22 protein-coding genes and 4 tRNA genes are annotated in these 26025 nt (G+C 50.4%); 23 read left to right on the top strand and 3 right to left on the bottom strand.

All coding sequences use genetic code 11. The features are described 5' to 3' along the window. Positions 1-5: 5 nt before the first annotated feature. From G7Y43_RS00205 to gyrA, 4 genes are all read left to right on the top strand, one after another. Positions 6-1208, top strand: a complete 1203-nt coding sequence (locus G7Y43_RS00205; RefSeq protein ID WP_165042854.1) for a DNA replication/repair protein RecF — start codon at positions 6-8, stop codon at positions 1206-1208. Further along, complete coding sequence (locus G7Y43_RS00200) at positions 1198-1917, top strand: hypothetical protein (protein ID WP_165042852.1); 720 nt, start codon at positions 1198-1200, stop codon at positions 1915-1917. The genes G7Y43_RS00205 and G7Y43_RS00200 overlap by 11 nt, the downstream gene beginning before the upstream one ends. A gap of 238 nt (positions 1918-2155) precedes the next feature. Beyond that, positions 2156-4099, top strand: coding sequence for a DNA topoisomerase (ATP-hydrolyzing) subunit B (gyrB, locus tag G7Y43_RS00195; RefSeq protein ID WP_165042850.1), 1944 nt, complete (start codon positions 2156-2158; stop codon positions 4097-4099). Between the two features lie 149 nt (positions 4100-4248). Next, on the top strand, positions 4249-6780 hold the full coding sequence (gyrA, locus tag G7Y43_RS00190; protein ID WP_206215064.1) for a DNA gyrase subunit A: 2532 nt from the start codon (positions 4249-4251) through the stop codon (positions 6778-6780). 150 nt (positions 6781-6930) lie between these two features. On the opposite strand, the gene G7Y43_RS00185 is transcribed toward gyrA, so the two are convergent. Together G7Y43_RS00185 and G7Y43_RS00180 are read right to left on the bottom strand one after the other, a co-directional pair. Continuing rightward, on the bottom strand, positions 6931-7521 hold the full coding sequence (locus tag G7Y43_RS00185; protein WP_165042847.1) for a bifunctional nuclease family protein: 591 nt from the start codon (positions 7519-7521) through the stop codon (positions 6931-6933). 86 nt (positions 7522-7607) lie between these two features. Continuing rightward, a complete protein-coding gene (locus G7Y43_RS00180) occupies positions 7608-8921 on the bottom strand; it encodes an AI-2E family transporter (protein ID WP_165042845.1) in 1314 nt (437 codons plus the stop codon). Positions 8922-9133: 212 nt separating this feature from the next. Here G7Y43_RS00180 and G7Y43_RS00175 point away from each other — a divergent pair. Then, positions 9134-9210 (top strand) — tRNA-Ile (locus G7Y43_RS00175). Between the two features lie 100 nt (positions 9211-9310). Beyond that, positions 9311-9386 (top strand) — tRNA-Ala (locus G7Y43_RS00170). 129 nt (positions 9387-9515) lie between these two features. Here the strand turns inward: G7Y43_RS00170 and G7Y43_RS00165 are convergent. After that, entirely contained in the window at positions 9516-10178 is a 663-nt protein-coding gene (locus G7Y43_RS00165; protein ID WP_165042843.1) for a GNAT family N-acetyltransferase, read from the bottom strand. Between the two features lie 330 nt (positions 10179-10508). On the opposite strand from G7Y43_RS00165, the gene G7Y43_RS00160 reads away from it, so the two are divergent. From G7Y43_RS00160 to G7Y43_RS00080, 17 genes are all read left to right on the top strand, one after another. After that, positions 10509-11054 (top strand): J domain-containing protein, encoded by a 546-nt coding sequence (locus G7Y43_RS00160; RefSeq protein ID WP_165042841.1) that lies wholly within the window; start codon positions 10509-10511, stop codon positions 11052-11054. Beyond that, positions 11055-12866, top strand: coding sequence for a translational GTPase TypA (gene typA / locus G7Y43_RS00155; protein ID WP_165042839.1), 1812 nt, complete (start codon positions 11055-11057; stop codon positions 12864-12866). It begins immediately after the preceding gene. Positions 12867-13051: 185 nt separating this feature from the next. After that, positions 13052-14344, top strand: a complete 1293-nt coding sequence (locus G7Y43_RS00150; protein WP_165042837.1) for a peptidylprolyl isomerase — start codon at positions 13052-13054, stop codon at positions 14342-14344. 27 nt (positions 14345-14371) lie between these two features. Continuing rightward, positions 14372-15322 carry an ABC transporter ATP-binding protein gene (locus tag G7Y43_RS00145; RefSeq protein WP_165042835.1) on the top strand — a complete coding sequence of 317 codons (951 nt, stop codon included), beginning with the start codon at positions 14372-14374 and terminating at the stop codon, positions 15320-15322. A 54-nt stretch (positions 15323-15376) separates the two neighbouring features. Then, a tRNA-Ser gene (locus tag G7Y43_RS00140) sits at positions 15377-15468 on the top strand. Between the two features lie 72 nt (positions 15469-15540). Next, a tRNA-Ser gene (locus G7Y43_RS00135) sits at positions 15541-15633 on the top strand. A gap of 154 nt (positions 15634-15787) precedes the next feature. Further along, the gene (locus G7Y43_RS00130; protein ID WP_165042833.1) at positions 15788-16624 is read left to right on the top strand and encodes a DegV family protein; all 837 of its coding nucleotides are present in this window, start codon (positions 15788-15790) and stop codon (positions 16622-16624) included. 185 nt (positions 16625-16809) lie between these two features. Next, a complete protein-coding gene (locus tag G7Y43_RS00125) occupies positions 16810-17331 on the top strand; it encodes a hypothetical protein (RefSeq protein WP_165042831.1) in 522 nt (173 codons plus the stop codon). A gap of 352 nt (positions 17332-17683) precedes the next feature. Next, complete coding sequence (gene rpsF, locus G7Y43_RS00120) at positions 17684-17977, top strand: 30S ribosomal protein S6 (protein ID WP_165042830.1); 294 nt, start codon at positions 17684-17686, stop codon at positions 17975-17977. 54 nt (positions 17978-18031) lie between these two features. After that, the gene (locus tag G7Y43_RS00115) at positions 18032-18490 is read left to right on the top strand and encodes a single-stranded DNA-binding protein (RefSeq protein WP_165042828.1); all 459 of its coding nucleotides are present in this window, start codon (positions 18032-18034) and stop codon (positions 18488-18490) included. Between the two features lie 20 nt (positions 18491-18510). Further along, positions 18511-18771, top strand: a complete 261-nt coding sequence (rpsR, locus tag G7Y43_RS00110) for a 30S ribosomal protein S18 (protein WP_165042826.1) — start codon at positions 18511-18513, stop codon at positions 18769-18771. Between the two features lie 15 nt (positions 18772-18786). Then, on the top strand, positions 18787-19311 hold the full coding sequence (rplI, locus tag G7Y43_RS00105) for a 50S ribosomal protein L9 (protein ID WP_165042824.1): 525 nt from the start codon (positions 18787-18789) through the stop codon (positions 19309-19311). Between the two features lie 206 nt (positions 19312-19517). After that, positions 19518-20924 carry a replicative DNA helicase gene (gene dnaB, locus G7Y43_RS00100; RefSeq protein ID WP_165042823.1) on the top strand — a complete coding sequence of 469 codons (1407 nt, stop codon included), beginning with the start codon at positions 19518-19520 and terminating at the stop codon, positions 20922-20924. A 165-nt stretch (positions 20925-21089) separates the two neighbouring features. Beyond that, positions 21090-22400, top strand: coding sequence for an adenylosuccinate synthase (locus G7Y43_RS00095; protein WP_165042821.1), 1311 nt, complete (start codon positions 21090-21092; stop codon positions 22398-22400). Positions 22401-22483: 83 nt separating this feature from the next. Further along, on the top strand, positions 22484-23773 hold the full coding sequence (purD, locus tag G7Y43_RS00090) for a phosphoribosylamine--glycine ligase (protein WP_165042819.1): 1290 nt from the start codon (positions 22484-22486) through the stop codon (positions 23771-23773). 76 nt (positions 23774-23849) lie between these two features. Then, complete coding sequence (locus G7Y43_RS00085) at positions 23850-25157, top strand: coproporphyrinogen III oxidase family protein (RefSeq protein ID WP_165042817.1); 1308 nt, start codon at positions 23850-23852, stop codon at positions 25155-25157. A gap of 106 nt (positions 25158-25263) precedes the next feature. After that, on the top strand, positions 25264-25896 hold the full coding sequence (locus G7Y43_RS00080; RefSeq protein WP_165042815.1) for a recombinase family protein: 633 nt from the start codon (positions 25264-25266) through the stop codon (positions 25894-25896). Positions 25897-26025 lie beyond the last annotated feature (129 nt).

Here is a 26025-nt window from a genome sequence, read left to right as displayed (position 1 = left end):
GTTGTGTGAGTTTAACAATTCGCCATATTACCCTGTCGAATTTCCGCAGTTATGCGGCATTTGAGTTGTCTGATATAGGGCCGCTCACTATTCTGGTTGGACCGAATGCGACAGGGAAGACAAATCTCATGGAAGCATTGCGCTTAGTAACGGCGCAACGTACGCTTCGGCATGCGTCCACCGATCAGCTGGTTCGAAAAGATTGTACCTATACATCGATAACAGCGGATATAAGTGATGGTAATCGTCAGCTTTCCTTAGAGACTCGCATAATTGATAATAAACGCCATTATTTATTGAATGGTAAATCAAAACGCAATGGAGATATGAAAGGGATAATTCCTTCAGTCGCCTTTGTTCCGGATGATTTAAATCTTGCAAAAGGATCGATGTCCACTCGTCGTCAAGCAGTTGATGCTCTTGGAGAACAACTGTCAATGAACCATTATCTGATTCGGAAAGACTATGAGAAGTTGCTTAAGCATAAAAACTCTGCATTAAAGGAAGGTTGTGAACCGGATATATTAGATGCGGTGAATGAGATAATCGTAACCGTCGGTGCTCAGCTTACCTGTTACCGTGCAGCGCTATTTTCAAAGCTCATGGTTTATTTAGCATCGTTTTATCAAGAGATAACGGATGAAAAAGAAACAGTATCGGGGTACTATATTCCTTCATGGGAGCGTGATAGTGAAAGCGTTTTAGCCCATGAATATAATCACATACCGTTCGTTCGTGATGAAGCCAGAGATTTATTACGTGCTTGTCTTAATCAACGAAAAGGAGAAGAACTAGCGCGGCGGCGATCTCTTGTTGGTCCGCATGCTGATACCATTGAGTTTCAAATTGACGGGATGAACGTGGCAGCATACGGTAGTCAAGGTCAACAACGGTCGTTAGTGTTAGCATTTAAGCTCGCTGAGGTAGCTCTTATTCATGAGATACTAGGTCAACAGCCGATCATTCTCCTAGACGACGTAATGAGTGAACTTGATGATGATCGTCGTCAATCGCTAATATCATTCTTATCAAAAGACATGCAAACATTTATTACTACAGCACACCTTGACTACTTTGATAACGAAACACTCTACCGCGCGCGTGTGGTTACATTAGGAAAAGAGAAGGGGAGTACCTTTATCGAACGTGATACGCCCCCATTTTCTGGAAGGGAGGCGTTGAATGAAGCGGTTAAATGTGGGTATTAACGATTTCATGCGATCGTCTTCCGTGTATGGTTTATCAAAGAAAGCTATTCGCGTTGCCCAAGTTCATGCTGCTTGGCGTCGTGCAGTTGAAGAAGTATATGGTGAGGCTTCTGGTCTTATTCTTATGCATACGAATGCAGTGTATATTATGAAAGATACCGATTATTATCCTTCTTCGGATGTCATAGATTCTGAAGTCGATTCTTGTACGACTGTTCATCAGTCTGAGCATATGTGTGATGTCGGATTATCCGTAATAGAATTCGGTGTTAAAGAGCATAGTAATAATAGGTCTTCTATTGACCATACGACTGACTGTAAACGTGTTTCACGTGAAACACGTCGTTTCTTACCAAAGCAACTAATTGTATATTCCGATGACAGTATGGTGAGATCAGACCTTGATGCTCGTCAAGAATTTCTAAAGATGAAACTTCGAGAATCAGGGGAGTATATTGAAAGATTCAAGATACTGCCGTCAAAAATGGATATGCGTTCACGCCATCCTTTTCTTGATGAAGACGGGAATCTAAAGAAAGGATCGGATGAAAATATATCACGTTCTGATAGGTTTGAAAAACTTAAAGTTCCGGCTGAGACATTCGATATACTTATCGATCACGTGAAAGATATTGATAACGAACAGGTGAAAAAGTCGCTCGATAAAGCAATACGAGCCAACCTAAGCCGAAGTAAAGACATTTCATGATATTTTTACTACTTTGAAGTGAAATCAGTGCTTAGATCATATGTGAATATCCGTAGATGATCTGATAAACCTTTGTATGAAAAGAGACTATGCTAGAATGTTCAGCTGATCAAGATTCAGCTGTTTTCAGGTGGTCATTCTCATCAACTTTGGTGAATAATGTATCCGCGGATATCATGCGATGGTTTCCGCGGATTTTTCTGCCATTGAATAACGCACTGGAAAAGGAGCGCAGCACGTGGCTAACAAACCAGATCATTATGATGGATCAGATATCCAGGTCCTTGAAGGACTCGAAGCTGTTCGTAAGCGCCCGGGTATGTATATTGGATCAACTGGCCCGCGTGGTTTACACCATCTGGTGTATGAGGTAGTTGATAACTCAGTAGACGAAGCTCTTGCTGGATTCTGCGATAAGATTGAGGTATGGATTCATCCTGACAATTCCATCACGGTTACGGATAACGGTCGTGGTATTCCTATTGATAAACATCCAAAGGAAAAAATTCCTACAGTTGAAGTGGTTTTAACTATTCTCCATGCTGGTGGTAAATTCGGCGGCGAGGGTTACAAGGTATCTGGAGGCTTACACGGCGTGGGTGTGTCGGTCGTTAATGCCCTGTCCACGCGTGTGGAGGTGTGCGTGAAGCGTGATGGCGGTGAATATCAGATCGCGTTTGATCACGGTAAAACAGTTGAAAAATTGAAAAGGATTGGTGCGGCGACAGGAACTGGTACAAAAACTACATTTTGGCCTGATCCGGAGATTTTCACCGAGACGACAGTATTTGACTATATGACGTTAGCAAATCGCTTCCGTGAAATGGCGTTTTTGAATCGCGGCTTAAAAATCATCTTACATGATGAACGTACGCCTGATGAGAAAGGTGTTCCACGTACTGAAACGTTCCAATACGCTGGTGGTATTACCGATTTCGTCAAGTATTTGAATGAGGGGAAAGAAACACTTAATAAACCGGTGTTCTTCGAAGCGGAGAATGAAGATGGCACTGTTGAAGTGGCTATGCAGTGGACTACATCGTATTCCACAAATTCGGTTATGGCGTTCGCGAATAATATCAATACGCACGAGGGTGGCACACATCTCGACGGTTTCAAGCAGGCAGTCACGCGTACGATTAACGAGTACGCTCGTGCGAAGGGTATTCTAAAAGAGAAAGATAGTAACCTTTCGGGAGATGATACCCGTGAAGGATTGGCTGCTATCGTGTCGGTGAAGTTACATGATCCGCAGTTCGAAGGACAGACGAAAACAAAGCTCGGTAACACTGAGATACGTCCACTCGTACAGAATGCTGTGACGAAAGGACTCGCCGAATATCTCGAAGAAAACCCTGCACCTGCAAAACGGATTATCGGAAAAGCAACTCAAGCACTGAAAGCTCGCGAAGCTGCGCGTAAAGCTCGCGAAATGACTCGCCGTAAAGGTGTACTCGATTCATTTTCACTACCCGGCAAACTTGCCGACTGCTCCAGTAAAACACCGGCAGAGTCAGAAATATTCATTGTTGAGGGTGATTCTGCAGGTGGTTCGGCTAAACAAGCACGAGACCGTAAAACGCAGGCTATTCTTCCATTACGCGGTAAAATACTCAACGTTGAACGTGCTGGTTTAAACCGTTCATTGTCATCTGATACTATTAGCTCGCTCATTACCGCCATCGGTACCAATATTGGTGATGATTTCGATGCTGAGAAAGCCCGTTATCATCGCATCATTATCATGACTGATGCCGACGTTGATGGTGCGCATATTCGTATCCTCCTATTGACGTTCTTCTATCGCTATATGCCTGAGCTTATTAATCGTGGTTATATCTACATCGCACAACCGCCTATTTTCGGTGTGAAAAAGAAAAACTCACGATCCCCGAAAATTGAGCGCTATATCTATGACGAGAGCGCGCTTGGTGAAGTGCTTTCCGAAATGGGTGGCGCTGATAAGTGGGATGTGCAGCGCTATAAAGGTCTTGGTGAAATGGATCCTGATCAGCTATGGGAAACCACCATGGAGCCCGCCAGTCGAACACTTTTACAAGTAAATATAGATGACGCAGCTGAAGCGGAGCGCGTTGTGAGTGAACTGATGGGTGATCAGGTAGAACCCCGTAAAAATTTTATTCAACAGCATGCCCGTGATGTCCGTTTCTTGGACATTTAACGAGATAGGACACGATGATGACCGAGGAAAACGAGAGTTTTGTTCCTGATAGTGACCGTGATAACGCGCCTTCCACTGAACTTGAGGGAATTTCTGTAGACGATACGTTAGATAATCATGTCCTTTCGGAAGAGCAGCGTGCCCGCGCAATGTTCGTTGATATGCCTGCCGCCCATGGGGATATCATAGAAGGTGCGAATGGTGGAGAAGGAACTATCGTTCGCAGCGCGTATCTTGGTAAGGAAATGCAAACGTCGTTCTTGGAATATTCCATGAGCGTTATCGTATCACGCGCACTTCCCGACGTACGTGACGGCTTAAAGCCAGTTCACCGACGCATTTTATATGCGATGAACGAATCCGGTTACACGCCGCAGCGGCCACATATGAAGTCGGCGCGTACCGTTGGTGACGTTATTGGTAAATATCACCCACACGGTGACTCATCGGTTTATGATGCTATGGTTCGTCTCGCACAACCATTCAGTATGCGTGTTCCTTTAGTGGATGGTCACGGTAACTTTGGTTCTATTGACGGCGACTCTGCAGCGGCAATGCGTTACACCGAAGCTCGTTTGGGAAAGACAGCTATGGAGCTGTTACGCGACCTTGATAAGGAAACAGTCGACTTTCAGCCGAACTACGATGAAAGCCTTGAAGAGCCAGTCGTGTTACCAGCGCGGTTTCCGAATTTGCTGGTTAATGGCTCAAATGGTATTGCTGTTGGTATGGCAACAAATATACCACCTCACAACTTAGGCGAAACAATTGACGCTGTGTGCTTATTAATCGACAACCCAGATGCCACAACCGAAGAGTTAATGACCACGCTTCCCGGACCCGATTTTCCCACTGGTGGCATTATTATGGGCAAAAAAGGTGTACTTGATGCATATGAAACAGGACGCGGTAGCTTAACTATTCGCGCGAAATGGGAATCTCACGAAGGAAAAAACGGTAAGAGTACTATCACTATTAAGGAAATACCCTATCAGGTGAATCGTCAGCGGCTCATGGAAAAGCTCGGTGAGCTGGTGCGTGAAAAAAAGCTTCCCGAGATAGCAAATATTCACGATGGAGCTGATCGTCACGGTATAGATATCATTATTGATCTGAAAAAAGATGCGATTCCTGATGTAGTGATGAATAAGCTGTTCAAACATACACAGCTGCAAGTCGGGTTTGGCGTGATTATGCTTGCGCTCGTAGATGGAATTCCTCGCGTTCTTTCATTAAAGGAGATGCTACATTACTACATTCTTCATCAGGAAGATGTTATCGTTCGTCGTACTCGCTATGAACTAGCAAAAGCCGAAGAGCGAGCCCATATTCTACAAGGGTATATCATCGCGCTTGATAACATCGATGAAGTAATTCATATCATTCGCTCATCTCAAACCGACAAGGAAGCGGCGGTTCGTCTAACTGAGCGTTTTGGGTTAACGAAAAAGCAAACCGATGCTATTCTCGAGATGCGTCTACGCCGACTCACGGGCTTAGAGCGTACGAAAATCGAAGAAGAATTGGCCGCATTGCTTGAGAAAATTGAATATTACAAGCGTGTGCTTGCTGATAACAACCTCGTTCGTCAAATCATTAAAGAGGAACTGCGGGAAATCAAGAAAAAGTTCAATTCAGCTCGTAAAACCCGTCTATCGGGCGAAGCAAAAGATATCGACGTTGAGGATCTAATCGCCGACGAGCAGATGGTGGTTACCGTCACGAAAGCCGGCTATGTGAAACGCCTACCGGTGGGAACGTATCGACAGCAGAAGCGTGGCGGCAAGGGTATGCAAGGGGTGAATCTGAAAGATAACGACTACGTTGAACATCTATTTATTGCTTCAACCCATTCTTATATGCTGTTCTTCAGTACGTTAGGTAAGGTATATCGCCTGAAAGTGTATGAGATTCCTGAAGCGTCACGTCATGCTCGTGGTACGGCTATCGTCAATCTATTACCGCTGCATAAGGGCGAAACCATCGCGGCAGTTATCGAAACACGTGATTTCCCTGAAAACGAATATCTCATGTTCGCCACTGCTCAAGGCATGGTAAAAAAGACCTCAATGAATCAGTATGACCGTACGCGTCGCGATGGGCTGATTGCCATTAACTTAAAGGATGATGACAGTCTGATTAGTGTGCGTCGTGTTGCGGAAAATGAGAATGTGATCATGGTATCATCCGCTGGTAAGGCAATTCTTTGGAATGAGCAGGAAGTGCGGGCTATGGGGCGTGGCACTATGGGTGTTCGTGGTATGACAGTTCCGGCTGATGCTCATGTATTAGGGATGGAAATAGCAAAGCCTGGTTGTGATCTGTTTGTTATAACCGAAAAAGGCTTTGGTAAGCGTACGCCCGTGTCGGAATACCCAGCACATCATCGTGGTGGTCAGGGTGTGTACACCATCACTATGACGCGGAAGAAGGGCCTGCTTTCGGTAATGAAGATTGTAGCGTCCGACGATGAGATTATGATCATCTCAGAAGAAGGCGTTATTGTGCGCACTCCGGTAAAGGGTATTTCTGAATTAGGGCGCTCGACACAAGGTGTGTGTGTGATGAAGGTTGCCGACAATGATCGTGTGACCGCAGTAGCTATCTCCACAGACAAGAAGACAGCGCGTCATGGTGAGAATTCAAACGATACCGATATCATCACTGAAAGTGATATATAAGGTAAGTATAGAAACGAGCGTTAAGTAACATGTGGGCTTCATGAGATATGCTGGATACCTAATATCCTCTCATGAAGCCCACGTATATGGTGAGAGAAATAGAATCAGTGCGGGATTTACTATATTGGTAAGTATTACTATGGGAAGCATTTAAGAGAAATCATCAGGAGTGAGATCATTAAGAAACTCTTGGAATTCCTTTATTTCCTGAGCCTCTTCTTCTGATCCTTTTGCAGCAGTGAATGAGAATGTGCACCCCATACGCTCAATAATAGACTCATCTATAAGAATAGGTGCTGATTGGCGCACAGCGAGTGCTAATGCATCGCTTGGACGAGCGTCGATACTGATCAAGCGATCATATTGGCGCACGTAAATCGTAGCGTAAAATAACGCTCCCTTCACGTGAGGGATAACTATGTGATCGATAATACCATCAAGATTCGTCATAATGTTAAGCAGTAAATCGTGAGTCATCGGGCGTTCGAACTGCTTGTCTTCAAGGGCTGCACCTAGTTGGAGTGCTTCGTTGTAACCAATCCATATAGGGACTACTTTTTGATTATCGATTACGTTGTCTTGTATGGTGTTGTATTCAGGTTCATATGTGCGTTCAAGCTGATCAGGTGCTTGTTCCTTAGATTGTTTGGCATTAGGGGTCTCTGATATAGGTTGTAACACAATAAATGAAGGATTAGGAGGATATACGACCACCAAGGTCTTTATTTCGACCGGAATCACGCACTTCCCCTTCTCGTGTTACAGAAAGCCATGCGTGCAGTTAGCGCTTTGCAACGCGAGGTCCTCTGCGGCTGCAGTACTTTTGATTATAACCTTTTCGTTGGTTCGTTGGGAGAGTGGTCTACAGACGATTCCCCTGCGTTGTTTTCCTTTGTATGATCTACGTGGTCTGTTGGCTGAATAACGTCGCGCGTTGACACATTACCAGTGGTTTTATCGGCTTCAACAGCGCTGCGCATGTCAATCACATACATCGATTCATCGATATCGCGATGAGCTTGATCTTTTGATGATCGCTTGTCGGCAAGTAAAGTCAGAACCGTTGACACCATGGGAACCGCCAACAAAATACCGGCAACACCAAACAACCCACCGCCGATAAAGACCGACATCAACACAAGAATACCCGGCACGCCAACAGATGTACCCACGACTTTGGGATAAATGAGGTTACTCTCGAGCTGCTGCAGAACTACGAGAAAAACAAGGAACATGATGGCTTGCTGCGGCGACACTGACAATATCATGAACGCGCCTACCGCACCTCCAACCCATGCTCCCACGATGGGGATGATAGAAGTTGCGCCAACAATAAGCCCGATTGGAGCGGCGAAGGGAAAATCGAAGATGGTGAGCCCGATAGCGCAAAGCGTACCTAAAATACATGCTTCGATACATTGACCATACACGAAGCGTCCAAAGCAGCCGTTTGCAACAGACAACGTATGGCTGACAGATGCATATGTTTTATTGGGTAGGATAGTCTTACCGAACGAGCGTATCGCATCGAGTGCGCGTTCTTTGTCGATGAGAATATATAACGAGAAAACAAAAGCGACAATAGTATTCACCGTTACACTCAGTAGGCCCGACCCTACTTTGGTAATTGATGATGTTATATTGTCAGCTCCACCTAATCCATCGACGATCTTCCTTAGATACTCGGACCACACATCGGGTTCGCCGCTGATCAGTGCGTAAAGATGAGAGTTTTCCCCGACGTATTTCTCAATGATATCCACTACAGCTGTTAAGCCTTCGCCAATAGCGAGAATCGCCGTGGTTAACTCACTTGCGGCAAAATAGGACACAATGGAGATAATGCTGATGACAACGGCAACCGAAAGCAGTAGACAAACTGGCCGGCGGGTGCGCTCCACAACCTTTGAAGATGAATTTGGGAAGTATATTTTTTCCCATTTAACCATCAGTAGATTCAGTACGTACGCAACTGCAAGGCCAACAATGAAAGGAAGGCAGGCATCCCACACATTTCCAAAGAATACAAACACCTTTGAAAGATTAGTCGCGATCATAAAAGCGAAAGTGAGTACGAGTAGCAGCATGAGCGTCATGCGTGTGGTTTCCCATTTTGGAGATTTTAGAAAATCTTGGATCATATGTATCAGCCTTCAAGAGATTAGTGGTTTCAACGTTTCTATCATCTTATGCAACAACAGTACAGTTTCGCTTAACATAAAGAAAATATCATGATGACGGTTTCAGTACGGTTGTAGGCGGTTTCAGCATAACGGAAATATTTCAACAACATACCAAAAAAAGCTTGACGGTTTGGTAACTTTCCCTTTAAAATAGCGAAGCACTTTTTCAAGGGCCCGTAGCTCAGTTGGTTAGAGCGCACGCCTGATAAGCGTGAGGTCGCTGGTTCAAATCCATTCGGGCCCACCATTGCGCGATAAACGCTCCACCGTGAGCCGAGTTAGCCGGTGGAGCGTTTATTATTGAGTGTCGAGGTTTTTGCCGCGTGCGTATGCGTGCAGGAATGTTCGGGGCATTAGCTCAGCTGGGAGAGCGCGGGCTTTGCAAGCCTGAGGTCAGGGGTTCGATCCCCCTATGCTCCACCAAAATTGTTACGGCCGTCAATTCAGGCTGGCGGCCGTTTTTGTTAACCTCACACGGATCGAACCCCGTGAGGGCAGAATGCGCCAGTGGCGCATTCTGGTCCGAAAGCCGAAGGCTTGAGGAATTCACGCCTAGCCAGGCATTCTCACCATGCCGCGTTCTACGATATCGAAGGCAGGGTCGCAAAATGTGCGAATAGTTTGAAATCCAACATGACGATAGAGCGCTTCGAGCTTATCGGAGTAAGTTTCTAAGAAACAAGGGATATTGTGCGCATCGGCGTAATCGAAAAACGGCGTGATTAAATGACGAAACGACCCCGATCCGCGCGCTTGAGTGTCGACGGCTAAACATACGAAGTGGATGAAGTCGTCAAAACCCATCTCGTGCGCCGCCTCGTATTCCCAATTAAACACAGAAACAGCTTCCATGCGCTGCTCTTGCTTTTCGATTGCTGTGAGCTCTTCTGCAGATAAAGCGGCTTCGAGTACGTGTGCTCCCCGTTTTTCCAACTGTGACCACGTAGTATCACCCAGCTCGCTTTTCAAATATGCCAGCGCCAGTGCCGATGAGTCATTGAGGGTATAGCAACCATCTGCCGGCGCAACACCGGTCATGCTGGCTAAAATAATAGTGCGCGATACTTCACGTTTACGATCACTGTTGTCGGGAAGAACTGACAGTACTTCACACGTCCACTGTTCTTCCATGAAACTGTCACCCATCATGGTTGCTAATCGCTTGATAAGACTACGATCAGCGGGGTTAACGGTAACAATACCAGGTAAGCGCATAGTGGCTCCTATAGTTGATTATAGGTGTATACGTGAGCACATAGAATTGCTGCGTCGTGTTCGATGGTATCACATACGGTCAGGTACTCCGAAGAGTACAAAGATCATGAAGATCATGAATAGTGCGCTTTTGGCGAGGTGACAGCATGGAAGTTTGCCTTGTATTGCCGATTGTTATAATGGAAAGCCGTCGAGTGTTTTCAAAGTAAAGCTCGCCTGTGGAGTATTACGCGGTGAGCTGATGCATGCGAGTATTGACGGACATGCGTGTCAATGCGCGCACGCGCTGACAGGTAGTTGGTGGGAACAAGGAAGAGAAGCAAGGGAACCGTGAATCGCATAGAAGCGCTTAATATTCTCGGGCTTGATGATGACGCCACACCCGAAGACATCAAGACGGCATATCGGGAAACCGTGCAAATCCTGCATCCCGATCGCTTTGCGAACAACGCAAAGCTACAGGATCGTGCGACTGAGCAGTTTAAGCGATTGCAAGATGCATACGAATACCTGAACAGCGGAAAAGGATCGCGTGGTTCGTCCGTGCAAGCAGATCGTAGCGCTGCGCGCCCGGGTTCGACAGCGAATCTTGAGGCCCGTTTAGCTGGTATTGCCGCAGCACGCACTCAGCTGGTGAAACAGCGCGACGTGATTCTTGATGAGCGGCGAAACGCCATTGCTATGATTGCTGTTGGCGGTTTGGTGGCGTTCTTCCTGCGCCGCATCGTTGCAGTGGCTGGTATTGCCAGCGCTGCAGTGGTGTGGGATATCGTGCAGTTGGCATCGTCGCAACGTACGTTGAACACGCTTGACGAACATATCACCGAATTGAAGCGAGAGCAGAAGGAACTGCAAACCCAATTGGAGGACAGGTAAGTGAAACAGGAGAACATCCGCAACGTCGCTATTATTGCCCATGTTGATCATGGTAAAACCACGCTCGTTGACCGTTTGCTGTATGCAGCGAACGTGTTTCGTGCGAACCAACAAGTTGCCGATCGTGTGCTGGACAGTAACGACCAGGAACGCGAGCGAGGCATTACTATTCTTTCCAAGAATATATCCATCAATTACAAAGACACAAAGATCAATATTATCGACACTCCCGGCCATGCCGATTTCGGTGGTGAGGTAGAGCGCGTGCTAAACATGGCCGATGGTGCTCTGCTCATCGTAGATGCATTTGAGGGTCCTATGCCGCAAACCCGCTTCGTGCTGTCTCATGCGCTTGCGCAGGGTTTGCGTATTGTGTTGGTTGTCAACAAAATAGATCGCCCGGGTGCGCGCCCTGAAGAGGTTGTCGACGAAGTGTTTGACCTGATGGTTGAGTTGAATGCATCAGATGAACAGCTCGATTTCCCCATTGTGTATGCGTCCGCTGTCAATGGCTATGCCCGCTATGAGCATGACGACGATAACATGGACATGTTTCCGCTGCTCGACACCATTTTGAAGGAAGTGCCCGCACCTGACGTTGACGTCGATGGTCCCGTGGCGTTGCAAATCTGCACCGTTGATCATTCGAGTTTCGTTGGCCGTATCGGTGTTGGCCGCCTCCATAGTGGTGTTATGCACGAAAAGGAACAAGTGCTGGTCATAAAAAACGATGGTACGCGCTATAACACCACAATAAAGAAGGTGCACACCTTCGAAAATCTCGACAAAGTTGAGGTTCTTCAAGCCATGGCAGGTGACATCATCGCAGTCATTGGAGTGGATGACGCCGACATTGGCGATATGGTGACGAGCCGCGAGAACCCGGTTCGTTTAGCTCCTATTGCCGTGGAAGAGCCCACTATGTCCGTTGTGTTTGAGGCATCTACCAGCCCACTGGTTGGTCGCGAGGGTGACATCGTAGGTGCTCGCCAATTGAAGGAGCGTCTGATGCGCGAAAAGGAGAGCAATATCTCCATGCGTATCGAAGAACTTGAGGACAAAAGTGGAATTAGCGTGTCTGGTCGTGGCGTTCTTCATCTGTCAGTACTGATGGAAACCATGCGTCGCGAAGGTTTCGAGTTTCAAGTAGGCCGTCCGCGCGTCATTATTAAGCATGCGGAGGACGGAACCAAGCTCGAGCCGATCGAAGAAGCGACGGTTGATGTACCGAGCGACTACGCTGGTAAGGTTATCGAGGTATTCGGCAATGCTGGTGGCATTATGACCGATATGTTCCCGCGAGAAGAACAAACCCATTTGGTGTTCAGTATTCCCTCGCGCGGCACCATGGGGCTGAAAACACGGCTGCTGAATGCAACACATGGTGAAGCGAATATGTTCCATCACTTCAAGGAGTATGGTCCGTATACCGGTGAATTCACCGGGCGCAAGAACGGTAGCATGATCAGTATGTCCACCGAGAAAAGCGTCGCGTATGCGCTCGATACGCTACAGGAGCGTGGTCGCTTATTCGTAGGTCCCGGCGAGAACTGCTACGAGGGTATGATCGTGGGTGAATCGGCTAAGGAAGGCGACATGGTGGTCAACATCGCCAAAAGCAAACAGCTGGGCAATCAGCGTTCCGCTGGTGCTGACAAAGCCATCCAGCTCACGCCGCCGGTAACCTTCACGCTAGAGGAAGCACTCGAATATATCGAAGATGATGAGCTCGTTGAAATCACTCCAAAATCGATCCGCTTGCGTAAGCGCATTTTGTCGGCAACGGCACGGAAGAAAGCTGCAAAGAAGTAGAGAAGTGTAAGCGAAGGTGACCCGTAAGCGTTTGTGAACTGAATGTGCGCATCGTGTGCGGGTCTGACCTCCCAAAACCGCGTATGCGACAATAGACCATCATTCAATCCGGTATTGGGTTCGCTTCCCCCTTGAGGGGGCGACGGGAAAAGAGCAATCTGTATTCGCCAAACGAGAGGGTGTTCATGGAAGCAAGCAAAGTACTAAGGACGGTAACCATTGGCGCGGTATCTACCGTACTCGCACTCAGTCTAGCAGCGTGTTCCGATGGTAAAGGGTCTTCAGAAGGCGATAAAGGAAGCGTTGCCGCAACGGTAAACGGAACGGAAATCTACGAGAATATTATCACCGACTATATTGCAAGCATTCGCGATCAGATGGGTCTGACCGAAGATGAAAAATGGGGAGAGTGGCTGGTCTCGTACAACTATACGCCAGAAAGCGTGCGAAGCGACGTTATTGATTCGCACGTCTCCCGTGAACTGATGGTGCAGGGGGCTAATGAGAAGGGTATAACCGTTGATGCGGCCGAAGTTGATGAGTACGTTAACTCTATGAAACAGTACTACGACTCCGATGAAGCGTGGCAGAGCGCTCTTGAGCAAGCGGGCATGGACGAGGAATACTATCGCAACGAGATCGAGATGCAGCTGAAGACTAAAAAGCTGCAGGAATCGTTTGCCACCGACGAGGAACCCTCCGAGGAAGAAATGCTGAGTACGTGCCAGATGTATGCGACCTCATATGATGGCGCGCGGAAGTCGTCGAATATTTTGTTTGATGCCGACGATAAAGAAACTGCTCAGGAAGTACTCGACAAGATAAATGCTGGCGAATTTGACTTCGCTGAAGCCGCCAAGGAGTATTCCATCGACACCGGATCGGCGGAAAACGGTGGTGATGTTGGCTGGGATTGCATGAACACGTTTGTTGAAGAGTACGAAACGGCGTTGAAGGCCCTTGAGAAGGATCAAGTATCTGACCTGGTGGAAAGCCAGTATGGATGGCATATTATTAAGTGCACCGATGTGTTTGTTGCACCTGAAGAGGTGACAAGTGTCGATCAAATTCCTGCGGATTGGGTTGAAACTATCAAATCATCGTTGAAGCAACAGGCTCAGAGTGAAGCATTTAACGCATGGCTCGAAGAGTACAAGAAATCTGCCGACATCGTTATTAATGACATGCCGGAAGGCCTTCCCTACGACATTGATCTAACGCCGTATCAGGAAGCTGCGGCCGCCAACGCTGAGGACACTGCTACTGAAGGTGATAGTGCCACTCCGTCCGAGCAACCTGCAGAGGGCGCTGAAGGTGACACAGCGGCTGCCGATGGAACTACTGATGGCGAGTCGGGTGATTCCGGTAGCGACACTGCGTCGAGCGAAGGTGATGCGGCTGAGGGCGACGCCGCTGCAGCCACCGACAGCACCGACGCTGCAGCACCTGCATCAACGCAGCCAACCGAGGCATCATAAGAACAACGTTGAGTTCAAAGGAATCTCATGATCGAACGCGAGATCAGAGACAAAGAAGCGGCGGCAGGGCAGCAAGTCCCGCCGCCGTTCCTTTCGTTTAAGGACGCCGTGGTACGTCGTCAGGGTAGGGATATCCTAACCATCGATAACTTACACATTCGTCAAAGGGAACGTCTTGCCCTGTTGGGGCCGAATGGCTCGGGTAAATCGACATTCGTGAAGCTCATCACGCGGGAAATGTTCCCGCTTCATCGCGATGTGCCGCCGGTGTTGTTTAAAGGGCGTGAGCGCGCTACCCTTGCCGAAGTGAAGGCGTGCTTGGGTATTGTGTCTTCAACGATGCAGGATGAGATAACCGTGCATCTTCCCTGCATTGATATTGTGGCCGGTGGCGTGTACGGGTCGCTGGGCATCCCTCTGCGAGCTACTGGTGTGCAACGCGCGCGGGATCGAGCAAGCGACGCATTGGAGATGCTGGGTATCGCCGATGTGGCGCGACGCGACGTGATGACGCTTTCAACTGGTCAGGCACGGCGCGTGCTAATAGCCCGCGCACTCGTGAACGATCCGGAAACGCTGATATTTGATGAACCTTGCACAGGTCTCGACCCAGAAGGTATGTATTACGTACGCTCCAGCATGCGCAAGCTCGCTCAGGCGGGAAAAGGTATTGTGCTCGTTACTCATTATCCGGAAGATATCATTCCCGAAATCGATCGCATCATTCTGTTGAAGGAAGGCCGCGTGTTTGACGATGGCGAAAAGAGCCGCATGCTGACAGATGAAACCATGAGTGCGCTATTCGATGTACCCATGCGCGTAAAACGCACAGTTGTCTGCGAACAGCAGAAAGAATCCCTGGCTTCCTCGAAGGTGGTATATTCTGATACAGCTACAACAGAAGCAATAACTAAGGGTAAAGAAATATCACAAACCGCTTATGAAGCCGAATATTTTTCACTTGTGAGCGAGTATTAGCTGTTGTATACTGCTGATTCGCGCGCGAGGTTTCCTCGGCGAATCGAATAATGCGGAGAGATGTCCGAGCTGGCCGAAGGAGCACGATTGGAAATCGTGTATACGCCAAAAGCGTATCTGGGGTTCGAATCCCCATCTCTCCGCCAGAGCTGATTGACGCCGTTCTATAGAGCGGCGTTTCAGAATAGGTCTTCTGATTAAGGAGACACACCCCAAGCGGAGGGGTGGCAGAGTGGTTGAATGCGGCGGTCTCGAAAACCGTTTTACGCGTAACCCGCGTAACGAGGGTTCGAATCCCTCCTCCTCCGCCAGTTACTTGCAAGCAGGTTAGGAAGCGGACCTACTTTTCTTCTTCGTTTTATTCATCGTTTGTTGACGGCAAGGCAAGAACCTCGGTCTTCCTTCTGGGAAAACACGCTGTAAATTGGTATGATTATTGGAAAAGGACGTGACGAAGGAGAGGCCATGTCTTACAGAATCGTACTTGATTCCAGTGCCGATGCCGTATCATGGGCAGCACCGACCGAAGAGATATCCTCGGTTCCGTTGCGTATTATCACTGACGCGCGGCAATTCGTTGATGACTGGCGTCTCGATGTTGGGAATATGGTCGACTACCTAGCTTCCCTTCATGAAAAGTCGGGAACGGCGTGTCCGAACGTGGGGGAGTGGAAACATGCGCTTTCAGGTAGCGACATGGCGTTTGCCATTACAATTACTAGCAAGCTTTCCGGATCGTATAATGCTGCTTGCCTTGCAAAAGAAGCTATCGAGCGTGAGAATGCTCAAGCGCAAATACACGTTATCGATTCTCGCATGACCGGTCCGGCCATGAGGTTAATCGCCGAAAAAATTGAACAATTGGCAAACGCAGGCCTTCCCTTTGCGTCCATTTGCCAGAAGATCGACGAGTATCGCGATCGTTCTCACCTTGTTTTCGCGCTTGAGTCGCTGCGTAATCTGGCGAATAACGGACGCGTTCATCCCGCTGCAGCGAAGCTTGCCGGCGTGCTGGGTATTCGCGTGGTTGGTCGAGCTACCGACGGCGAGCTCGACCCGTTTGCGAAATGCAAAGGCGAGCGCAAGGTAATCAAGACCATCTTCGAGGAAATGAAGAGCAAAGGTTACGATGGCGGTAAGGTACGCATCTCGCATGTATTCAACGAGAATGCTGCGCGTATTATGTCTGACCTGATTAAGCGCGAATTTCCCCAAGCTGACGTGCTGTGGTGTCAAGCGCGCGGTTTGGTGAGTTTCTATGCCGAGCGCAACGGCCTGCTCGTTGGGTACGAGGGGAAGTAACTCAGTACTCAGTTGTTTGTTTTGTGGTGGTTCACGCTTCGTTTTAGAGCGTGATGAATCTCGTTGTGCTTGGTGGTTTCCCATTAACACGTGCTTTTCACGTCGTTTCCTGCGTGAACGGCGCGGTTCTGTATACTTTCATACTAAGAAGATGAGAGAAAACCGTGCCGATGAAAGGAAACATTATGGCTGATCGTGATTTGGACAACTGGACATCCGAAGTCCCCGAGCTCCCCGAAACGCTAGAAAATGTACTGTTGTTCGCGCTTGACGAGGCAAAGGAGAAGATGGCTCAGGGTGCGGACATCATCCCGTTCACGTGTCTGGTGGTGAAGGACAGCCTGTTCATAGAGAATCATCCGGGCGAAACTTCCGAAGATTGCTTTGAGCATGCGCGTCATACGGTGCAAAATGCTCGTGGCGCCGTGGCGTATGCTTTGTGCTACGACGGCTATGTGGAAACCGATGCGGGTGAGGTGGACGCGCTCATTGCGGAAGGCGGTATTCCTGGAGCTGATGAGGGCCATGCGGTTGGTTATTTGTACACAGTCAGCGGCGATGAGGGTAACGTCACGTTCGAGGACGAGGCGGCCTACATCGGTGAGGCACCGAATTTTATGGTGGCCCTGAAAGATGCCGACGAGTACGCCGATGAGGATATCGAGGAATGCTATCTTGCCGAACCCGAGGTGGAAGGTTTTCGTTAGATTTCATCGGGTAATCTGCAAAAAACCGCACGGTGAAGCGCAAGAACGGCAATAGAAACGTGGTGGTCTGTATCAAGCATTCTGCCACGCTTTGCAGGGAGTTGTCATATACGATGACAGCGCAAGAAGTTGTAGTCGATGCGCGAAGGACAAAGCGTTCGTAGCGGGTGGAGTATTCGTCATTGGGCGAAAAGCAAAGGCGTTCGATGTGTGGGGAAACGATGGAAGCGATCAGGTGCAAAAAGAGTTTCCTTATATGGGTGACGGGGTTTGCTAGAATGGTACGGCTAAATCCTGCCCCGGTAAATGCCTTCATCGCGCCGGGGCCGTCAAGTCCAAAGGAGGTGAGCTCATGAAGGCTTATGAACTGCTGTTTTTTGTCGCTCCGACGATCAGCGAAGAAACCCGCGTAAACGTCATGACCCGTATCGAAAACACGATTACTGACGCACAAGGTACTGTCGATAACGTTGACAATTGGGGCAAGCGCAAACTCGCTTATGAGATCAATGGTTTGACCGATGGTGATTACACTCTCATCGATTTCCATGCCAATCCCGCAGACGTCGCCGAACTCGATCGTATTCTCCGCATTACCGATGCGGTGGTTCGTCACATGATCGTGAAGCGCGAAGACCGCGACTAAAGATGACGCATGGGGCGCAGGTTATGTGCGTCCAGCATGAGAGAGGTGTAAACCATGAGCATTAACCGAGTTATCATCAGCGGGAATTTAACGCGCGATCCGGAGCTTCGCTCCACGGCTTCTGGCTTGCCGGTTTTGGGATTTGGTGTTGCGGTAAATGATCGCCGCAAGAACCAGCAGACTGGTGAGTGGGAAGACTACCCGAATTTCATCGATTGTACGATGTTCGGCGCTCGCGCCGAAAGCCTGTCCCGGTACCTGTCAAAGGGCACAAAGGTGTCCATCGAAGGTAAGCTCCGCTGGAGCCAGTGGGAACGCGATGGGCAGAAGCGCAGCAAGATCGAAGTCATTGTGGATGAGCTTGAGTTTATGAGCAGCCGCAACGACGCTTCCCGTTCCGCTGGTGGCGGCTACCAGGCGCAAGGCGGTTATTCCGCCCCGGTTGCCCCGGTTGCTCCGGCGCCGTTGGTTGATGCCTCGTCCTCGGTTTATGACGAGGACATCCCGTTCTAAGCGAAACGAAAGAGGTTGAAATGGCAGATTACGCCAAGCAGCCGCGTCGCAAGTACTGCCAGTTCTGCAAGGATAACGCAGAATACGTAGACTACAAAGACACGCAGATGCTGCGCAAATATGTTACTGACCGCGGAAAGATCAAGCCGCGCCGCGTGACGGGTGCTTGCACCCAGCACCAGCGCGACATCGCCCTTGCTGTGAAGCGTGCGCGCGAGATGGCTCTCATGCCGTACGTCGTGCCCACGGTGAGCGGCCGTGGCGATCGCCGCAACCGCTAGGCGCAAGGAGGAACAATGAAAGTTATCCTGCTTGAAGAGCTCAAGGGCAAAGGCGGCGAAGGCGACGTTATCGAAGTCACTCGCGGCTTTGCGAACAACTACCTGCTGCCGCAGCGCAAGGCTCTTAAGGCCACCTCGGGCAATCTGAAGCAGCTCGAGCAGCGCAAGCACAACATCGCCAAGCGCGAAGAGGTGCGCATCGCCAATGCCACCAAGACCAAGGAAATTCTGGATGCCGCAACAGTGAAGATCGTCGCACAGGTTGGCGAGGAAGGCCAGCTGTTCGGCGCCGTTACCACCACCGCCATTGCTGAGGCTGTCAAGGAATCGATGGGTATTGAGGTTGACCGCCGTCGCATCGAGGCTGCCCACGCTATCAAGACCGCTGGCGAGCATGAGGTTCTTGTCTCGCTGTACCGCGATATCAAGGCCACGTTGAAGCTCGTTGTCGGTGGCCCGGAAATCTTGGTTGAGGAAGAGGCTGAAGCCGAGGCTGCAACTGAGGAAGAGACTGAGGCGACCGAGGAAGCTGCCGAGTAGCTCTTACACAAAAAAGTTTTCCACCGTCACCGAAGGTGGAAAACCACGAAACCCTCTCTGGCCCCCAGATAGATGGGCCGAGAGGGTTTCTTTTTTTGTTGAAAACCGAGCAATCTGCAGAGAGTTTTCAACAAAAATAGTGAATGACCTGCATCAATACTTGCTATAAGATAAACTCTCGCACGCTTAAGAGAAGGAATCCCGCCATGCAGACAGCTTACAATCCCGATTATGCTCCCGATGAGGCGGCGCCCGCGCACGCCAGAAAGCGCGACCCGCAGAACATCGAAGCGGAGAAGTCGGTACTCGCGGCGTGCCTGCTCAACCAAGAGGCTATCGAAGAAGTTGCCACGAAGCTGGTGAAGGAGAATTTTTACCGCATCGCGCATCAGCGCATTTTCGAGTCGATGATGGACCTGTATATTCGTCACATTCCCATCGACCATATCTCGTTGGCTGATAACCTGCAAGCAACAGGACAGCTCGAAGCCGTGGGCGGAAAATCGTACCTCGTCGAGCTTGCCGACAACACGTTTGCTCTCACAAACTGGCGCAGTCATGCCGACATCGTGAAGCGCACGTCGGTGCTGCGTGACCTGATACGGGCTTCCGCCGAAATTAACGCACTGGCATACGATGCGCCTGACGATCTGAATGTTGTGGTCGAAGAGTCCGAGAAAATTCTGTTTAACGTAACCGAAAAACGCGTGTCATCGGAGTTTGCACGCATGGATACGCTGCTTACCGACGCATTCGATGAGATAACGAAGCTCGCCGAGCAGAAGAATAGCATCGCGGGTGTGGCGACGGGGTTCAAAGATGTTGACAATTTGTTCCATGGCCTTCGCGGTGGTGATTTGGTAATACTAGCGGCCCGACCTGGCGTGGGTAAGACATCGTTCGCATTGAATCTAGCAGTCAATGCTGCCAAAACCGGTAGCACCGTTGCCTTCCTATCGCTGGAAATGAGCGCGTCGCAGCTGGTGCAACGCATCCTGTGTTCCGAAGCTCGGGTGAACTTGTCGCGCTTGCGCGCAGGTCAGCTTCAGGAACAGGATTGGGGAGCCATCGCCGACGCGTCCAACACGCTTTCGAAATTGAACATGTTCATTGATGACACACCGTCACTTTCCATTCTCGAATTGCGCGCAAAGGCTCGCCGCGAGCTGCGAGGTTGCGACAAGGGCCTGATCATCGTTGACTACTTGCAGCTCATGCAGCCACCCAAGTCGCGCCGCGACGGAAACCGCGCTGTGGAGGTCGGCGAGATTTCCCGTGGCCTAAAGGTGCTCGCAAAGGAAATGAACATGCCGGTGCTGGCGCTCTCGCAGCTGTCGCGTCAGGTGGAGATGCGAGGTAAGAAGCGCCCAATGCTTTCCGACTTGCGCGAATCGGGATCTATCGAACAAGACGCCGACATTGTCATGTTCATTGACCGCTCAATGGATGAGATGGAGGCGGAATCGGAAGGTCGACCCGATCTTGGTACAGCCGAGCTGATTGTGGCCAAGCACCGCAACGGCCCGACACGTGACATTCCGCTTGCGTTCAATTCGGAATACACGCGATTCATGGACTTTATCGACGATTCGCGCGTTGGTGGCTACGTGTAACGCAGCGACAGAGCGGGGCGAGCGGGAGTAGGGAGTGGGGGGCCAAGCAGCTCGGTTCTCTGTTTCTGTCAAAACCTTTGCATAACGGAAGTTGGGCGAGCAACTATACTATAATATGCGGTTGTTTCTGTCGCGCTTGCAAAGCATTTGAAAGGATGCGATCACATGCCAAGCACTGTATTGGTGGGTGCCCAGTGGGGCGATGAAGGCAAGGGGAAGATCACCGATCTCATTGCCCGGGATTACGACTACGTTGTGCGCTATCAAGGCGGCAACAACGCTGGTCACACGGTTATCCATGGCGACAAGAAGCTCGCTTTGCATCTTATGCCGTCAGGTGTTATGTATAAGGATTGTGTGCCCGTTATCGGAAACGGTGTGGTGATCGATCCAGGCGTGCTCATTAAAGAGATGGCTATGCTGCAGGCAGAGGGCATCTCGTGCAATAACCTGAAAATCTCGTGCGACGCGCATATTATCATGCCGTATCACAAAGACTTCGACGGCGCTGACGAGAAGCGTCTCGGCGAGAACAAAATCGGTACCACGAAGCGCGGCATCGGTCCGTGCTATCAGGACAAGGTTGCTCGCAAGGGTATTCGTGTGCAAGACCTGCTTGACGAGAAGATCTTTCGCCTGAAAGTTCAAACTGCACTGTCGCAAAAGAACCCCATTCTCGAGAAGATTTACGGGTTGCACACCTACACGGTTGAGGAAATCTGCGACGAGTACTTGCCCTATGCGCGCATCTTAAAGCCGTACATGGCTGAAACGGCGCAGCTGCTCAATGAGGCAGTACGTAACGGCAAGTCAATTCTGTTCGAGGGCGCGCAGGGCACGCTGCTCGATATCGATCACGGAACGTATCCATACGTCACGTCGTCGTCGTGCTGCGCGGGTGGTGCGGCTACGGGCACCGGCGTTGGTCCGAAGGCTATCGACCGCGTGTTGGGTATTCAGAAGGCATACGTTACCCGAGTGGGCGAAGGCCCGTTCCCTACGGAGCTTTCCTTCCCCGAAGACGGCGGTACTGGTCAGGATGCAATTGACGGCGAGCTTTTGTGCTCTGCCGGTCATGAATTCGGTGTGACGACGGGCCGTAAGCGCCGCTGTGGATGGTTCGATGCTGTTATTGGGCGCTATGCTGCTGAGGTGAACGGCCTCACTGACGTTGCGCTTACCAAGCTCGATGTCCTCTCCGAATTTGACACGATAAAGGTATGCGTAGCTTACGAATGCGACGGTAAAACCTACGACTACTTCCCCATGCAGCAAAGTGTGTTGTTCCACGCCAAGCCAGTGTATGTAGAGCTTCCCGGTTGGAAGGGTATTGACATCACCGGATGCCGAACCTACGACGAACTTCCAGAAAACACGCGCAAGTACGTGGAGTATTTGGAGGAAGTGACCGGCGTAACCATGAGCATCGTATCGGTTGGACCCGATCGCGATCAGACGATTATGAGAAGTTGGTAATTCCGAGTAGCGCTTTTCTGTGGGGCTTCATGAGTTTCGGTAGTTTTGCTGAAGTAGACGATTTGAATCTGAAAGGGCTGAGCATGAACATTCTGGTGCTGGGCGGTGGCGGTCGCGAGCATGCCATAACATGGGCGTTGGCGAAGTCCCCCCAAGTTGACAAGCTGTTTGTTGCTCCTGGCAATGGTGGAACGGCGCGCATTGCGCGGAATATCCCGCAGCTTCGAGCGGATGACGCTCAGGCGGTGCTGGGGTTTGCCCGCGATCGTGACATCGACTTGGTGGTTATTGGTCCCGAAGCACCGCTGGTTGCTGGTGTGGCTGACGTGCTGCGCGAAGCGGGCATCGCCGTGTTTGGTCCCGATGCGCAAGGGGCCCGCCTTGAGGGGTCGAAAACATTCAGTAAAGAATTCATGGCTCGTCATGGCATTCCTACTGCGCGCTACAACAGCTTTACCGAGTGTGAGCCGGCGCTGGCTTACGTACGCGAACTGGGCGCGCCCATTGTAGTGAAGGCCGACGGCCTGGCTGCAGGCAAGGGCGTTGTAGTTGCCGATGACGTGGAGGATGCCGAAGAAGCCGTGCGTGCGTGCTTTGATGGCGCGTTTGGCGGTGCAGGTTCTACAGTGCTTATCGAAGAGTGTATGACCGGCCCCGAATGTTCGCTGCTCGCGTTCGTTTCCGCAGGCAAAGCCCATTGTATGGCTACGGCACAGGACCACAAGCGTGCCTACGATGGCGACCGCGGCCCGAACACCGGTGGCATGGGTGTGTATTCGCCAGTACCCATTGTTACCGACGAAGAGCTTGCAGCCATGAAGGAGATTATGGAAACAGCGGCGGCGGCCACGGCTGAGGAATTCGAGCACGATTACCGCGGTGTTCTTTATGGTGGCTTTATGCTGACGCCCGAAGGCCCGAAGGTAGTTGAGTTCAACGCACGCTTCGGCGATCCGGAAACGCAAGTGTTGTTGCCGCGGCTTGAGTCAGACGTGGCCGAAGTAATGATGGCTGTTGCTGAGGGACGGCCTGACGACATTGACCTTGCCTGGTCTGACAAGCATGCTGTATGTGTGGTGCTGGCGAGTGATGGATATCCAGGCTCGTACGAGAAAGGCAAGGTTATCTTAGGCGTTGACGAAGCCGAGTTGATGGACGACGTCATCGTGCTGCATGCGGGAACCGCCGTGGATGACTACGATGAACTGGTCACTGCTGGTGGGCGCGTTCTGAACGTGGTGGCGCTGGGCGACACATTTGAAGAAGCGCGAGAGACTGTGTACCTTGCGTGCGACAAAGTGTACTTTGAGGGAAAGCAGTACCGCAAAGACATTGGCAAACGCGCGTTGCAGGGCCGTTCTGCTTGGAAATAGGCTTGCCGTTACCATATGTGCCGCGCTTGCGGCTAAACAACGAGTGAATACGTAAATACCGGGAGATACAAACCAGATGCTGTCCGAACGATTGTTGACGACCGCCGTACACACGTGCACGAAACGCTATTTGAATCTGAAACCAACCGATGAAGCAAGTGTTCCCGCCCCTGTTCCAGGGCAAGCGTATATGCTGTACATGCACGTGCCATTCTGCGAGCGTTTGTGTCCATACTGTTCATTCAATCGTTTTCCTTTCGCCGAAGATCGCGCGCGGCCGTATTTCGCCAACATGCGCAAGGAAATGCTCATGCTCAAGGAACTGGGCTACGATTTCGATAGCGTGTACATTGGCGGCGGCACCCCGACCATCTTGCTCGACGAGCTGTGTGACACCATCGACCTTGCGCGCGAAACATTCTCGATCAAGGAAGTTTCCAGCGAAACAAATCCGAACCACCTGATTCCCAGCTATCTAGATAAGTTGCAGGGTCGTGTGCAGCGTTTGTCTGTGGGGGTGCAGAGCTTCGATGATGATCTGCTGCGTCAGATGGATCGCTACGACAAATATGGTTGTGGCCAGCAGATCATGGAGCGCATCCAAGATGCCACCCCGTACTTTACGTCAATGAACGCCGACATGATATTCAACTTCCCCGCGCAAACCGAAGATGTGCTGATTCGCGACATCGAGCGCGTGGTGGAAAGCGGCGCTAGCCAAACGACGTTCTATCCGCTGATGGCCTCGCCGGCGGTGCAGAAATCGCTGGCGCGCACGGTGGGGAAGGTCGACTATACGCGCGAACACCGCTTCTACACCATCATCGACGAGCTGCTTGCCGGAGGCAACGATCCACTGTTCGATCACGGGTCGGCATGGACGTTCAACCGTCGTCAGAGTGCTGTGGCCGCGCCGCATGCGATGATAGACGAGTATGTGGTTGACTACGAAGAATATCCGGCTATTGGGTCGGGTGGCATCACGTATTTGGGAAAGAGCCTATACGTGAACACGTTTAGTGTGGTTGACTACAACAAGGCCATTGAGAGTGGTCGGATGTCGCTTATGGGCAAGACCACGTTCGGCAAGCGCGAGCGCATGCGCTATCGTTTCATGATGCAGCTGTTCGGCCTACGTCTTGATAAACGCCAGTTCAAGCGCGATTTCGGTTGCTCTATTGAAGCGGGGTTACCCGCCGAGATGGCGTTTATGACAGCGGCGGGTGCGTTTGCCACCAACACGCCCGACGAGCTAACACTTACTCCGCGTGGTCGCTACCTGATGGTGGTCATGATGAGACAGTTCTTTGTCGGCGTAAACAGTCTGCGCGATCAAGCCCGAGCCGCGCTGACCGGAGAAGAGCGCGAACTGCTTTTTGGGTAATCAGCGCTTCCCTGGCCGCTGCTCGGACAACAAAAAACAAAGTCGCATCAGTCGAATACTCTCGAAACAGCACGAAAATCCGCTGGTTCGAAGGAGTGGTGAGATCATGACGCAAACCATAGCGCAGAAAATGTATGGGTACGCCCGGGTGTCATCAAAGGACCAACATCTCGATCGGCAACTTGCCGCGCTTGAACAGTTCGGAGTTGAACCTTCGCTGGTGTACGCCGACAAGGCGAGTGGCAAGGATTTCAATCGTCCTGAATACCAGAAGCTGGTTGCGCGCCTGCGCAAAGGCGATGTTCTTGTGGTGAAGTCAATTGATCGGCTGGGGCGCAACTACGACGAGGTCATTGAAGAATGGCGGCGCATAACCAAAGATCGGGGAGCGAATGTTGTTGTATTGGACATGCCGCTGCTCGATACGCGCGAGCGTCAAGACGGTATAACAGGTGTGTTTATTGCCGATCTCGTGTTGCAGCTGCTCTCCTATGTGGCACAAATAGAGCGCGAGAGCATCAAGCAACGTCAGGCCGAGGGCATAGCCGCTGCTCAGGCACGGGGCGTGCGTTTTGGCAGGCCAAGGAAACGCAGGCCCGCAAGCTACAGTGAAGCCAGAAGATCGTTCCAGGAAGGGCGTATCACGCGCAAGCAGGCAGCGGCATGCTTGAAAGTGTCGCCCAGTACGTTCGACCGATGGATACGAGAAGATGACGACCAGGTGAAAGAATCAGCATAATCACCAGTTTGAAAGTCCTTGGTGCTTGATAGCACCAAGGACTCAAAGACTAAGACTAATCTTTAGTTGGAAGGATCAATTAGCTTAACGTTGATAAAGAGATGATAAAGAAGTGATAAAGAAAAACGA

The organism is Adlercreutzia sp. ZJ138 (assembly GCF_011038935.1).
Classification (GTDB): domain Bacteria; phylum Actinomycetota; class Coriobacteriia; order Coriobacteriales; family Eggerthellaceae; genus ZJ141.
Note: the sequence above shows the minus strand (reverse complement) of the source record. Positions and strands in the feature narration are given on the sequence as shown.